Origin of the sequence: Pandoraea norimbergensis (assembly GCF_001465545.3) — a bacterium.
Classification (GTDB): domain Bacteria; phylum Pseudomonadota; class Gammaproteobacteria; order Burkholderiales; family Burkholderiaceae; genus Pandoraea; species Pandoraea norimbergensis.
Genome location: NZ_CP013480.3, coordinates 4665745 through 4679814, shown reverse-complemented (window position 1 = coordinate 4679814; position 14070 = coordinate 4665745). Strand labels below are relative to the sequence as shown.

The 14070-nt window shown below is 63.0% G+C and carries 10 protein-coding genes; 3 read left to right on the top strand and 7 right to left on the bottom strand.

The annotated features are described in order from the left end of the window. Positions 1-3 precede the first annotated feature (3 nt). A complete protein-coding gene (locus AT302_RS20365; protein WP_058375578.1) occupies positions 4-816 on the top strand; it encodes a MetQ/NlpA family ABC transporter substrate-binding protein in 813 nt (270 codons plus the stop codon). Between the two features lie 407 nt (positions 817-1223). After that, on the top strand, positions 1224-3143 hold the full coding sequence (locus AT302_RS20360) for a GGDEF domain-containing protein (protein WP_058375577.1): 1920 nt from the start codon (positions 1224-1226) through the stop codon (positions 3141-3143). Positions 3144-3238: 95 nt separating this feature from the next. Here AT302_RS20360 and AT302_RS20355 read toward each other — a convergent pair whose 3' ends face one another. The 3 genes from AT302_RS20355 to AT302_RS20345 all read right to left on the bottom strand — a co-directional run bounded on the left by AT302_RS20355 (position 3239) and on the right by AT302_RS20345 (position 8535). Then, positions 3239-4855: an APC family permease gene (locus AT302_RS20355; protein ID WP_058375576.1), complete on the bottom strand. Its 1617-nt coding sequence runs from the start codon at positions 4853-4855 to the stop codon at positions 3239-3241. Between the two features lie 460 nt (positions 4856-5315). Then, on the bottom strand, positions 5316-6809 hold the full coding sequence (locus AT302_RS20350; RefSeq protein ID WP_058375575.1) for an NAD-dependent succinate-semialdehyde dehydrogenase: 1494 nt from the start codon (positions 6807-6809) through the stop codon (positions 5316-5318). A gap of 175 nt (positions 6810-6984) precedes the next feature. Then, entirely contained in the window at positions 6985-8535 is a 1551-nt protein-coding gene (locus AT302_RS20345) for a UbiD family decarboxylase (RefSeq protein WP_058375574.1), read from the bottom strand. A 568-nt stretch (positions 8536-9103) separates the two neighbouring features. Between AT302_RS20345 and AT302_RS20340 the strand changes: the two genes are divergently transcribed. Next, positions 9104-10159: a lytic transglycosylase domain-containing protein gene (locus AT302_RS20340; RefSeq protein ID WP_058375573.1), complete on the top strand. Its 1056-nt coding sequence runs from the start codon at positions 9104-9106 to the stop codon at positions 10157-10159. A gap of 151 nt (positions 10160-10310) precedes the next feature. Here AT302_RS20340 and AT302_RS20335 read toward each other — a convergent pair whose 3' ends face one another. From AT302_RS20335 to ribBA, 4 genes are all read right to left on the bottom strand, one after another. Next, positions 10311-11513, bottom strand: coding sequence for a pyridoxal phosphate-dependent aminotransferase (locus AT302_RS20335; protein ID WP_058375572.1), 1203 nt, complete (start codon positions 11511-11513; stop codon positions 10311-10313). Positions 11514-11624: 111 nt separating this feature from the next. After that, positions 11625-12074, bottom strand: a complete 450-nt coding sequence (gene nusB / locus AT302_RS20330) for a transcription antitermination factor NusB (RefSeq protein ID WP_058375571.1) — start codon at positions 12072-12074, stop codon at positions 11625-11627. Beyond that, positions 12074-12589: a 6,7-dimethyl-8-ribityllumazine synthase gene (gene ribH / locus AT302_RS20325; protein ID WP_058375570.1), complete on the bottom strand. Its 516-nt coding sequence runs from the start codon at positions 12587-12589 to the stop codon at positions 12074-12076. Before ribH ends, nusB begins: the two co-directional genes overlap by 1 nt. 128 nt (positions 12590-12717) lie before the next feature. Further along, on the bottom strand, positions 12718-13839 hold the full coding sequence (ribBA, locus tag AT302_RS20320; protein ID WP_058375569.1) for a bifunctional 3,4-dihydroxy-2-butanone-4-phosphate synthase/GTP cyclohydrolase II: 1122 nt from the start codon (positions 13837-13839) through the stop codon (positions 12718-12720). Positions 13840-14070 lie beyond the last annotated feature (231 nt).

The window sequence follows — 14070 nt, the reverse complement described above, 5'->3', positions numbered from 1 at the left end:
CTCATGCAACGTCGTACGATTTTCAAACTGCTGGCCGGTGTAGGTGCCGCCACGGTGTTCGCCACGCAATTCGCCGCACCGGCCGCTGCCGCCGATGCCGTCAACCTGAAGGTCGGTGTGACGGGTGGCCCGCACGCGCAGATTTTCGATGAAGTGAAGAAGGTCGCCGCCAAGAACGGCCTCAATCTCAAGGTCATCGAATTCAGCGACTACGTGCAGCCGAATGCCGCGCTGTCGTCGGGCGATCTCGACGTGAACAGCTACCAGCACCAGCCGTATCTCGACGCACAGGTGAAGGACCGTGGCTACAAGCTCGTGTCGATCGCCAAGACCGTGATCTTCCCGATGGGCGTGTACTCGAAGAAGATCAAGTCGCTGGCCGACCTGAAGGCCGGCGCCAAGGTGTCGCTGCCGAACGACCCGACCAACGGTGGCCGCGCCTTGCTGCTGCTGCAAAAGAACGGTCTGATCAAGCTGCGCGCCGACGCCGGCCTGAAGGCGACGCCGATCGACGTGATCGAGAACCCGAAGAAGCTGAAGTTCGTGGAACTGGATGCCGCTCAACTGCCGCGCTCGCTCGACGACGTGGACGTGGCCGTCATCAACACCAACTTCGCCATGGAAGCCGGTCTGAACCCGAAGCGTGACGCCATCGCCATCGAAGATGCGAATGGCCCGTACGCCAACGTGCTCGTCGTGCGCGCGGCCGACAAGGACAAGCCGTGGGTGGCCCAGTTGATCAAGTCGTACCACTCGCCGGAAGTGAAGGCGTTCATCGAGCAGAAGTTTGGCGGCTCGGTGGTAACGGCTTGGTAAGTTTGGCAAGTCGGCATACAGTCGGCAGACGCTAACGCGATCTCCCGGAACGGCAGCGCTTCACGGCGCTGCCGTTTTTTTTCGTCTGGACGAAGGCGAGTCGAGCGGTCATCTGACAGTCAAAATGCCGGCGGCGCGTGTGTGGCGATTCTGACACTGTCATGGTTTTGTCAAATAACGGCGATAGCCTGTGCAGCAAGTAAAAGAGGGTGCCCGAGGGCGCCGTCACAAGACGCGGACATGGGCCTGAGAGCAGCTACCGCAAGCGAAGCACGGGGACCGGGCGAGGGCGCTGCATGGCGCACCATCTCGCCCTCGGGGCGCACGCGCGCACGAGGCGGCATGCCCGCACGACGCAATGCTGTTGGCATGACGCTCGCGCACCGCACCGACTTACGGAGTACCAGTTGAACCGTCCCCCGCCTGTAGCGATTCGTCCGTCGGAGCGCTTCGGCGCCCCTGCGGCATCGCACGAAGCACTTCCCACGGCCTCTGCCACATCGGCTTCCGCTGCGGCCCTCGCTTCCCTCTCCCAATTCGACGAACCCGACGAGAGCGTGTTGCTCGCGCAGTTGTGCGAGGGCATCGGCCTCACGTGCGTGTTCCAACCGATTATTGACTTTCGCACGTCCGGCATTGCCGGTTACGAAGGGTTGGTGCGCGGCCCGGCCGGTACGGCGATTCACTCGCCGCTCGCGCTGTTTGCTGCGGCCCGTCGCCACGGGTTGAGCGGTCCGCTCGAACTGGCGTGCCGCCGCACGGTGCTGCGCGGGTTCGTCGATCAGGATCTGCCCGAGCGGCTGTTTCTGAACATCGGGCCGGTGACGCGGGCCCAGCCGGGCGGTGGTGTGACCGAGTCGCTGGGGCTGGATGAAACGTTTGCCATGCTGCAATCGTTCCGTCTGCCGCCAGAGCGCGTGGTGCTCGAACTCACCGAACATGCTCCGACTCTCGATATCGCCAGCACGCGGGCGTCGCTCACGGCGTATCGGGCGCTCGGGTTCGAAGTGGCGCTGGACGATATGGGCGAGGGCTACGCGAGCTTGCGGCTGTGGTCGGAACTGCGCCCCGATTACGTCAAGATCGACCGGCATTTCGTCGACGGCATCGACAGCGACACGGTCAAGCTTCAGTTCGTGCGCTCCATGCGGCAGATCGCGGAGACGAGCGGTACGCGCGTGATTGCCGAAGGGATCGAGCACGCCGAAGAGCTTCAGGTGGTGCGCGATCTCGGTATTTTTCTCGGTCAAGGCTATTTCATCGCACGCCCGGAAGCGCAGCCGCAGCGCGCGATCACGACGAGTGTGCAGGAGGTCGTGAACGAGCGGCGCGCGTATGTGCATCAGCAACCGAGCCAGCTCGGTGCGGGCAACGTGACGCTGGAGCGCATTGCGTCGTACGTCGCGCCGGTGTCGCCGGACACGCGCAGCGAAGACGTGGTGGCGCGTTTCGAGAGCGATCCTGCGCTGGAAGTGCTGCCGGTGGTGGAGCGCGACCGCGCGGTGGGCTTGATCGGCCGGGCGTCGTTGATCGGCCGGTTTGCGCGGCCGTTCACGCGCGAGTTGTACGGGCGCAAGCCGTGTTCGGCGGTGATGGAGCCGCGCCCGCTCACATTCGACAAAGCCGCGCGCGTGGAAGACCTGAGCCGCATGATCGCCGAGGGAGCCAGCCGGCAAATTACGGCCGGGTTCATCGTGACCGATCAGGGGCGTTACTTTGGTGTCGCACAGGGGCATGCGCTCATGCGGCATATCACCGACATGCAGCTCGACGCGGCGCGTTACGCGAATCCGCTGACGCTGCTGCCGGGCAATGTGCCGATCGACGACTATATGGATCGCATGATCGGCGAGCGTCAGTCGTTTCACGCCTGCTATGTCGATCTGGATAACTTCAAGCCGTTCAATGACGTGTTCGGTTACCGGCGCGGCGACGATCTGATTCAACTGGTGGCGCGCGTGTTGATGGCGGTGCGTAACCCCGAGCGCGATTTTCTCGGGCACATTGGCGGCGACGATTTTCTGATCCTGTTCCGCAGCCCCGACTGGGAGGCGCGTTGCCGCGAAGCCCTCACGCGATTTGGGGAGGCGGTGACGGAATACTTCCATCCGGACCAGATCGCAGCAGGTGGCTTTGAGGCGGAAGACCGGCGCGGCATGGTGATCTTTCATCCGATCACGAGTCTGTCGATCGGTGTGGTGGCGGTCACGCCGGAGAGTTTTCCGTCGCACGTGGAGGTCTCGGCCGCCGCGGCCGATGCGAAGAAAATGGCCAAGCGTGCGCTCGGCAACAGCCTGTTTATCGAACGGCGGCGTGCGCATCGGTGAGAGTGCAGTAGATCGCAAGACGAAAAAAAGCCCGCCGGTGTGGCGGGCTTTTTCTTTGGGGCATCAATGCCTCAGTGCCTCAGTGCCTCAGTGTCTCAATGTGACAGCGCCGGCATGCCGTCCATGCTCGCGGCGTCCTGCTCACGTTCTTCGTCCAGATACGGCGTGCGCCAGCCCGAGCGCACACCCCAGTGGTAGAACGCCAGCGAGAGTGCGCCGACAATGACCATGTCCCAGCCGTAAGGCAGCACGCCCAGGCCACCGAATTCCTTGCTGCCGATATACGAGAGCAGCGCCATCATCGGCAGATATCCAATCAGCCACCACGACGCCTTGAGGTCGTGACCGAAGCCCTTCCACTTGTCTTTCGCCTGATAGTAGAAGTACACCGGCAGGGCGACCACCACCAACACGATGATTTCGCCGGTCAGCGGCCAGCGGGCCCAGTACAGAATCAGCGACGCGCACACGAACGCGAACGGCGCGATGAGCGACAGGCCCGGCAGGCGCAGCGGACGATGCAGCTCCGGCGCTGCTTGGCGCAGGGCCATCACGCTGATCGGGCCCGTCAGGTACGAGATCACGGTAGCGACTGAAATCACGGCGGCCAGCGTATCCCAGCCGCGGAAGAAGAACATGAACACGAACGAGATGGCGAGGTTGAACCACATCGCCGGACGCGGCACGCCATAGAGCGGATGCACGCGCCCGAAGATCGCGGGCATCGTGCGGTTGCGCTCCATCGCATAGATCATGCGGCTGGTGGTGGCCATGTACGTGGTGCCGGTGCCGCTCGGGCTCAGGAAGGCGTCGAAATAGAGCACGATCGCCAGCCAGTTCAGACCCAGCGCAATCGCCAGTTCGGCGAACGGCGAGCTGAAGCTCACCATGTGCCAGCCGCCTTTGAGCTGCTCGGGCGAGAGCGCGCCGATGTAGGCGACTTGCAGCAACAGATAGATGACGGTCGCGAGCAGGATCGAGCCGACCACGGCGAAGGGAATGCTGCGACCGGGGTCGCGCGCTTCACCGGCCAGATTCACCGGGCTCTGGAAACCGTTGAACGCGAACACGATGCCCGAGGTGGCCACGGCGGTGAGCACGGCCGACATGCCGTTCGGGGCAAAGCCGCCATGCTCGGCAATGTTGAAGTTGCCCGGATGGAAGCCAGCGATGATCAGACCGGCAATGGTGAGCGCCGGAATCGCGAACTTGAACAGCGTGATCGCCGTGTTGGCGCGGGCGAACAGTTTCACGCCCCAGTAATTCAGCATGAAATACACGATCACGAGCAGGGCGGATAGCAACAGGCCGCTGGTGGTGAGGGTGCCGTCGACGAACAACTGGTGCGCCCAGTCGTACGGCCACGTGCTCATGTACTGGATCGAGGCCTCGGCTTCGATCGGAATGACCGAGACGATGGCGATCCAGTTGGCCCACGCCGCGATGAAGCCGACGAGGCTGCCGTGCGAGTAACGCGAGTAACGCACCATGCCGCCCGATTCGGGGAACATGGCGCCGAGTTCGGCATAGGTGAGGGCGATGGCCAGAATGACGACGGCGCCGATGATCCACGCCAAAAGGGCTGCGGGTCCGGCGATCTTCGCCGCCTTCCATGCACCGAACAACCAGCCGGAGCCGATGATCGAGCCAAGACCCGTCAACATCAGGGCGAACGGCCCGATGTTGCGCATGAGGGATGGGTTGTTATCCATTCGATGTCTTCTCCACGCCCGGGGGGAGCAACACGCCAGCCCCGATGAGGGCGGATTGGCGAGTTACGCGAGGGCGGACAAACCGTCGGCAGGCCGGATGTCATCACAGGGCGTGACGACGCGGGGGGCGGCGCTACCGGACGTGACTTCTGTTGATCGGACTTCGCGAAGTCTGCTCTGTCCCTTCGCCACACACCGGCGTGTTTCCGGCGGCGATTTTGCGGATTCCGCAGGTGTATTGGAGGCAAGCCGTTACACAGAGCGAAATGAGGGTCGGAGTCGCTGTTCGCGAAAAAAGCGCGATTCTACCCGAGGCCGTGCCCATCTGTGGGACTTTGTAACACTTTCGACATTGCCGGCTGATGCACGACATTTCGCAGAAATGCGTGCAAGCCAGCGATGGCGCGGTTCTCAGAGCGGGACAACGCCTATTACAAAGTATTAAAGGGTCGGATGGCGGTCACGTCGAGGCGAGGCACAGATACTTCATTTCAAGGTACTCGTCGATGCCGTATTTCGAGCCCTCGCGCCCCAGACCGGATTGTTTGACACCCCCGAAAGGTGCGACTTCGTTCGAGATCAGTCCGGTGTTGATGCCGACCATGCCGGCTTCGAGTGCTTCCGCGACCCGCCAGACCCGAGCGACGTCACGGGCGAAGAAGTACGACGCCAACCCGAAATCGGTCGAGTTGGCGAGGCGGATGCCGTCGGCTTCGTCCTTGAACCGGAACACCGGGGCCAGCGGGCCGAAGGTTTCTTCTTGTGCGACCAGCATGTCGGCGCTGGCGTCGGCCACCACGGTCGGGGCGAAGAAGCGGCCGTGCAGCACTTTGCCGCCAATGGTGACGCGCCCGCCCTTGCTGACGGCGTCCGCGACGTGGCGCTCGACCTTCTCGACGGCGGCGTCTTCGATCAGGGGGCCGACGGCGACGCCCGGTTCGAAGCCATTACCTACGCGGAGTTTGCCCACGGCGGCGGTGAGCTTCTCGACGAAGGCGTCGTAGATACCGTCCTGCGCGTAGATGCGGTTCGCACAGACGCAGGTCTGACCGGCATTGCGGAATTTGGAGGCAATGCAGCCTTCGACGGCGGCATCTACGTCGGCGTCGTCAAAGACGAGGAACGGCGCGAGGCCGCCCAGTTCGAGGGCCACTTTCTTGATTGTGGGCGCGCACTGTTCCATCAACTTGGCGCCGACCGGAGTTGAGCCGGTAAATGAGAGGTGACGCACGCGCGGGCTGGCGGTGAGCACATCGCCCACGTCGCCGGAGTGTTTCGACGTCACGACGTTGAATACGCCCTTGGGCAGTCCGGCGCGCTCGGCCAGTTCGGCAAGTGCCAATGCCGAGAGCGGGGTGAGCCGGGCTGGCTTGACCACGATCGTGCACCCGGCGGCAATGGCTGGGGCGATCTTGCGCGTGATCATCGCGATGGGGAAGTTCCACGGTGTGATCGAGACGCACACACCGATGGGCTGCTTGATGACGAACATGCGCTTGCCGCCTTCGGGCGAGCTGAGCACGTCGCCGTTCACGCGCTTGGCCTCTTCGGCAAACCACTCGATGAACGACGCCCCGTAGGCGACTTCGCCCTTGGCTTCGGCCAGCGGCTTGCCTTGCTCGGCGGTCATGATGGCGCCGAGGTCGTCCTGCGCCTGCATGATCAACTCGAACCAGCGGCGCATGATGCGGGCGCGCTCTTTGCCGGTCTTGCTGCGCCAGTCGGGCAGGGCGGTTTCGGCGGCGACGAGGGCCCGCTCGGTTTCCTTGGCGCCGAGATCGGCCACATGGGCGATTTCGGCATCGGTGGCCGGGTCGGCAACGGCGAAGGTGGCGTGAGAGTCGGCAGGGGTCCAGGCACCGTCGATGTAGGCGTCGGACTTGAGCAGGCCGGGGTCTTTCAGGCGGCTGAGGGCGGGGTGCTTCTGATGGGGGGACTGCGGGGGGTGCGACACGATAGCTCTCCTCTCGATATCCGGCAGCGCTGTCTATATATAGACAGGGGCGCTGCTCGGGGACGGAAACGGATACGGCTTGTCGGTGCGTCAGTACGTCAATACATCGGGTGCGAGCTGACTCCAATGTCGCTCGCGCTTTGTGACGGCGCGAGTGACCTGGAGTCAGTGGGGCTTACAGGCCGAGGTCTTTATATAGCGTGGCCATCCGAGCGTCGACGTCTGCGGTCATTTCGATGGGACGCCCCCACTCGCGGGAAGTTTCACCCGGCCACTTGTTGGTGGCGTCGATGCCCATCTTGGAACCCAGACCGGCCACCGGCGAGGCGAAGTCGAGATAGTCGATGGGGGTTTGATCCACGAGCGTGGTGTCGCGAGTCGGGTCGACGCGCGTCGTGATCGCCCAGATCACTTCCTTCCAGTCGCGGATATCGACGTCCTCATCGACCACGACGATGAACTTCGTATACATGAACTGGCGCAGGAAGCTCCATACACCGAACATCACCCGCTTGGCGTGACCGGCGTAGGCCTTCTTCATCTGCACGATCGCCATGCGGTAGCTGCAACCTTCGGGCGGCAGATAGAAGTCGGTGATCTCCGGAAACTGTTTTTGCAGCAGCGGCACGAACACTTCATTGAGCGCGACGCCCAGCACAGCGGGTTCGTCGGGCGGTTTGCCGGTGTAGGTCGAGTGGTAGACGGCGTTGCGGCGCATCGTGATGCGCTCGATGGTGAACACCGGAAACCACTCCTGCTCGTTGTAATAGCCGGTGTGATCGCCGTAAGGCCCTTCGAGCGCGTGCGCGTAACCGGCGGTCGCGCCGCGTGAGGGTGGCGGCGGGGCACCCTTCGGCACTTCGGGCGGCTGATCCGACGGATAGATAAAGCCTTCGAGTACGATCTCGGCGCGGGCCGGCACGCGCAGCGACTCGAGCCCCGGGGTCAGACACTTGCCCAACTCCGTGCGGCTGCCGCGCAGCAGACCGGCGAATTGATACTCAGAGAGCGTATCGGGCACGGGCGTAACCGCGCCGAGCATGGTGGCCGGGTCGGCGCCCAGTGCCACGGCAATCGGGAACGGCTTGCCGGGGTTCGCCTGCGCAAACTCACGGAAGTCGAGCGCGCCGCCACGATGCGCGAGCCAGCGCATGATGACCTGATTGCGGCTGATGACCTGCTGACGGTAGATGCCCAGATTCTGGCGCTTGCGGTGCGGGCCCTTGGTAATGACGAGCCCCCAAGTAATAAGGGGCGCGGCGTCGCCGGGCCAGCAAGTCTGAATCGGCAAGCGCGAGAGATCCACGTCGTTGCCTTCCCAGACGATCTCCTGCGACACCGGACTGCTGACTTCTTTCGGTGCCATATCCCAAACGGCTTTGGCCATGCTGAGCAATTTACCCGCGTCTTTCAGGCCACGAGGCGGTTCGGGTTCCTTGAGTGTCGAAAGAAGCTGACCGAGTTCGCGCAGCGAGCCCAGTGCGTTTTCCCCTTTTTCGACGCCCATGCCGAGTGCCACTCGTTCAGGGGTGCCAAACAAGTTGGCGAGCACGGGCATGTCGTAACCGGTCGGCCGCTCGAACCAGAGCGCGGGGCCGCCCGCCTTCAGTACGCGATCGGCCAGCGCCGTCATCTCCAGCACCGGCGAGACAGGCACGTCTACACGACGAAGCTGCCCGGATCGCTCCAGTTGCGTGGTGAAGTCACGAAGATCGAGATATTTCATGAAACAAACGGTTACCAAAAAATTTTTACGGAATTCATACAGGCGCTGAAAACGACCGTTCGAATTCGTGGAAGGGCGGGTTTTTGCCCCGTAAACGCAGGCTAGTGCGGGCCATTCTACCGTTCGGAGGCCTGAAACGACACGGCAAAACACCTGTTACAAATTACTTTTAGTAATGATTTTTCTAATTCATAGTATTGACGGATTATATATCGCTGCTACAATCCGCCCGTTGAATCCAGAAAGGCGGCTTCGATGACGGGTAGGCCAACCCGATCGAGCTTAGCGACAACTACAACATCGACGTGGATTTTCAGTGGCTGGTTTTCTCACCGAGGTCGGGAAACCAGTGTTTTAGGAAGCAGCGCGAGCGATAGCTCGTCAGCGCCGGGGACCGAACAGGTCGGCGCGCTGCGGCGGTAGTGGCATCGTTGATGACAAACACGATGCACCGCCTTTTTCCCTATGCCGTAAATGAGCGCTTCACGGAATGCCTGGCGGGCATCCCGGCTCGTTTCCTTACGCCGCGGGACCACCCCGTGGTGACGGCGTAACCGGAGTACGCAGTATGAAGAAGTCTGGTTTATCACCCTGGCTACTGGCCGCTGTCCGTGCGCTGCAAGCGCGTGGCGTGGCAACGGTAGCCGCGGCTCGCCGCGATTGGCGTCGCCTCGCGTGGCATGGCGGTCGTGTTGGACTGTATACGTCCAGCGCTGTCGGTCTTGTCGCCGTGGTCGGTACGCTCGCGTTGTGGGCCCGACCGACGTGGCGCGCCGATCTGGCGTCGCGTGTCGGTCCGCTGATCGAAGCAGCCACCGGAACGGCCAATGCGGCCAATCACGGCGGTGCAAACGGCAGCACCGTGGCGCAGGGCATGCCCTCCGACGCCACGATGATGGCGCAAGCCGCACAACACGTGCCCTCGGCAGCCGTTCTCGCTGCCTATATCCCGAACCAGCGCGTGGCAGCCGATGCCCGTGCCGGTAAGGTGCTTGACACGCGCGAACAAGTCGCCGTGGGCGATTATCTGGCCCGCCGTTATCGTGTGGCCGGCGACGTGACGGGTAACCTCGTGCGCGCCGCTTATACGACAGGCAAGGAAGTGGGTCTCGACCCGCTGCTGTTGCTGGCGGTCATGGCGATCGAATCGGGTTTCAACCCGTATGCCGAAAGCACCGTTGGCGCTCAAGGCCTCATGCAGGTCATGTCGAAGGTGCATCAGGACAAGCTGGAATACTTCGGCGGTCCGGAAGCGGCGCTGCATCCGCTCGCCAACATCAAGGTCGGCGCGCTGATTCTGAAGGAATGCATCGCACGTGGTGGTTCGCTGGCCGGTGGTCTGCGTCTGTATGTCGGCTCGACCAGTGCGGGCGACGGCGGCTACGGTGCGAAGGTACTCGCCGAGCGTGATCGTCTGCGTGGTGTGGCCATGGGCCGTAAGATCTCGCCGAACGCGCCGCAAGCGCCGGTGATCGTCAGCGCTGCAAAGCCTGTGACCAAGCCGGTCTCGGCAGGCAAGGCTGATGAGTCGGCCGCGGAATCGGCACCGGCACCGAACGTGTCGGCAACCGGCAAGGCCGCCGCTGCCAAGCCGCTCGAAGCGGATGACAGCACGGCAGCCTGAGCGAATTGCCGCGCTGATGCACGCTGGCCAGTGCATCGCCGCCCGGAACGCAGCGCTCTCTATATAGAAGGGTGACGCGGACCAACAAAAAACCCATCGAAGCGATTCGATGGGTTTTTTGTTTTTGGTGAGCCTTAGGGTGAGCTTTACATCAGCCGCCAGTGAAGACCCGTTCGATACGGCCCATGGCCTCGCGCAGCTTTTCGAGCGACGTGGCGTACGACAGCCGGATGTACTTGCGGGGTTCGGCAAAACCGAAGTCCAGTCCCGGCACCAGAACGACATCCGCCTGTTGCAGCAGTGCTTGCGTGAGGCGGTCGCTGTCCCCAGCGTCCGGATGCTGCACGCCCGAACAGTCGGCGTAGACGTAAAACGCGCCGTCCGGCATGACGGGCACCTTGAAGCCGAGTCGCTCAAGTGCCGGCACCACGTAATCGCGGCGATTGCGAAAGGCATCCTTACGCGCTTCGTAAATCGCCATCGTGTCGGGGCGGAAGCAGGCGATCGCCGCATGCTGTGCAACCGCCGACGGGCAGATGAACAAATTCTGCGAGAGCTTTTCGAACGTCGGCACCAGCGAGGGTGGCACAACCAGCCAACCCAGACGCCAGCCCGTCATATTGAAATACTTCGAGAAGCTGCTCACCACCAGCACGTCATCGCCAAAGCTCAGTGCCGTGGTGGGTTTGCCGTCGTAACTCAGCCCCTGATAAATCTCGTCGACCAGCGTAAAGCCACCGCGCGCCCGCACCGATTTGACGATGCGGCCCAGCTCGGCGGTTTCGATGGACGTGCCGGTCGGGTTTGACGGCGAAGCCAGCAACACCCCCCGTGTCGCCGGGCCCCAGTGCGATTCGATACGCTCGGCGGTCAGTTGGAAACGCTCGGCAGGGCCGGACGGAATCAACACCGGCTTGCCGTCGAACGTCGACACGAAGTGCCGGTTGCACGGGTAGCACGGGTCGGGCATCAGCACTTCGTCACCCACACCGACCAGTGCCGCACAAGCGAGCACGAGTGCCGCAGAAGCCCCCGCCGTCACGACGATGCGCGACGGATCGACCTCAACCCCGTAGTAACTACGGTAGTAATCGGAGATGGCTTCGCGCAGCGCGGGTAAGCCCATCGCGCTGGTGTATTGGGTGCGGCCGTCTCGCATCGCCTTCGCCGCGGCCTCGATCACTTGTTCGGGCGCGGTGAAATCGGGCTCGCCAATGCCCATGTGGATGACGTCGTGTCCGGCCTTTTCACGCAGGGCGGCTTGTTTGGCAAGCTCCATGACGTGGAACGGCGCGATGTCGTCGACACGTTGTGCCAGTTTCAGCGCGGGGGCGAGGTCGGGCGTACGGTCCATGTTGGCGGGGGGGGCGGATGCAGAGGGTGGAGGGGGGATGCAGCGGGGAGAACTGGCGGGAATTCGTCGGCGCACATGGGGGCTGACGAATTCCCGGGACTTCAGACGCTATCAGGCGCTCTTGCCGCGTCCGCCGCGATTGGCGGCGACTTCGTCCGGGCGCACTTCCGCCGAGAACTTGTCGAGCACACCGTTCACATAACGGAAGCCTTCCACGCCGCCAAAGGTCTTGGCCAACTCCACTGCCTCGTTGATCACCACGCGGTACGGAATGTCCAGGTGGTGAATCAGTTCGTAGGCACCGAGCACGAGCACCCCGTGCTCGACCGGCGACAGCTCGGCTGCCGGACGGTCAAGGTACGGTTGCAGTTGCAGCGACAAGGCATCCGCTTCACGGATGCTGCCGTGGAGCAGGGCATCCAGGTGGGCGCGGTCAGCCTTGTCGTAGCCCGGGGTGGTGCGCAGATGCGCATCGATCTCACCCGCGTGGTCGCGCGAGAGCAGCCATTGATACAACCCTTGCAGCGCAAATTCGCGCGCGCGGCGGCGAGCACTCTTCATTACCGATCTTCCTCTTCTTCGTCTTCGTCTTCATCCGCTTCGTCGTCGCCGTTCAGTACATCCAGGGCTTCGAGCAAATTGGCCATTTCCACCGCCACGCGGGCCGCATCGCGACCCTTCTCGGCGGCGCGCACTTCGGCCTGTTCGTCGTTCTCGGTAGTAAGCACCGCGTTAGCGATGGGAATACCGAAATCGAGGCCGATGCGCGTAATGCCGGCACCGCTTTCGTTCGAGACCAGCTCGAAATGGTACGTTTCGCCGCGAATCACCGCGCCCAGCGCGATGAGGGCGTCGAACTGACCGCTTTCGGCCATCTTCTGCAATGCCAGCGGGATTTCCAATGCGCCGGGCACCGACACGAGCAGCACGTCTTCGCCGTCGACACCCAGACGGTCGAGTTCGGCAATGGCGGCGTCACGCAATGCCGTGCAAACCGCATCGTTGAAACGCGCCTGCACGATGCCCACGCGAAGGCCTTCACCGTCGAGTTCCGGCTGGTATTGTCCGATGTCCATAATGGGCTTCCTTAAAAAAGTACCGTCCAGGCGGTGCGGCCTACGTAGTGCCAGCGGGCCCGCGAGGAGCGCCGCTCGGCGTTGTCATACCCCCGCCGTCAGACGGCGGGGCAATGATTCAATGTTGCTCAGGCAACTTCGGCGCCGGGCATCGGCTGGAAGCCGGTGACCTCAAGGCCATAACCTGCCATGTTCGGAATCTTGCGCGGGCTCGAGAGCACACGCATTTTACCGACACCCAGCTCGCGCAGGATCTGCGCGCCGACGCCGTGCGTACGGAAGTCCACCGGGCGGCGCTTGGCGCGCGCGGCCTTCTCGGTTTCGTCGAGGGCTTCGAACTGGCCGAACAGATGGTCGGGCGTTTCCACGCAGTTCAGCAGCACCACCACACCCTTGCCGTTTTCCGCAATCGCCTTCATCGCGCCGGCGAGCGTCCACGAGTGGGTGGACACACCGGTTTCGAGCAGATCGAGCACGGACAGCGGCTCGTGCACGCGCACCAGCGTTTCGTCGTCCGGCGACGGCGTGCCGCGTACCAGCGCGAGATGCGGGTTGCCGCTCGGCTTGTCGCGATACAGCGTGGCCTGGAACGGGCCCCATGCGGTTTGCATTTCGCGCGTGGCAACCGTTTCGATCATCGATTCGGTGCGGCTGCGGTAATGGATCAGATCGACGATGGTGCCGATCTTGATGTCGTGTTGCTCGGCGAATACCAGCAGTTCCGGCAGGCGTGCCATCGTGCCGTCGTCGTTCATGATCTCGCAGATCACGGCGGCGGGCGTGAGGCCGGCCATCGCCGTCAGGTCGCAACCGGCTTCGGTGTGACCTGCACGAACCAGCACACCGCCCGGCTGCGCCATGATCGGGAACACGTGACCCGGCTGGACGATGTCCTCCGGGCGCGCTTCCTTGGCAATTGCGGTCTTGACGGTATACGCGCGGTCGGCGGCCGAAATGCCGGTGGTCACGCCCTCGGCGGCTTCGATCGACAGCGTGAACGCGGTGCCGTACTGCGTGCCGTTGCGATAGGTCATCAACGGCAGATTGAGCTGCTTGCAGCGCGCCTGCGTGAGCGTGAGGCAAATGAGCCCGCGCCCGTACTTCGCCATGAAATTGATGGCTTCCGGCGTTGCGAACTCAGCTGCCATGACGAGATCGCCTTCGTTCTCGCGATCTTCTTCATCGACGAGGACTACCATGCGGCCGGCCTTGAGCTCGGCAATGATTTCTTCTGTAGTGGCCAACGGCATAGCGGGCGACGCGGGGGCTGAATTTGGAAAGGCTCTATTCTACGCCAAGCCGGTGCACGGCTGCGCCCGATTCTCGTGTCGGATCGCCCTGAAAACCGGCGAACGCGGACATTTGTGTTGCCGTCTGCCAGGTTCATCGGACGATTCTGTCGACCGGTCGCAGATATCCCGGTTTTATCTCGATGCGTGACAGAAACAAAGGTCTTGACCTAAGTAATGCCGATCACTATA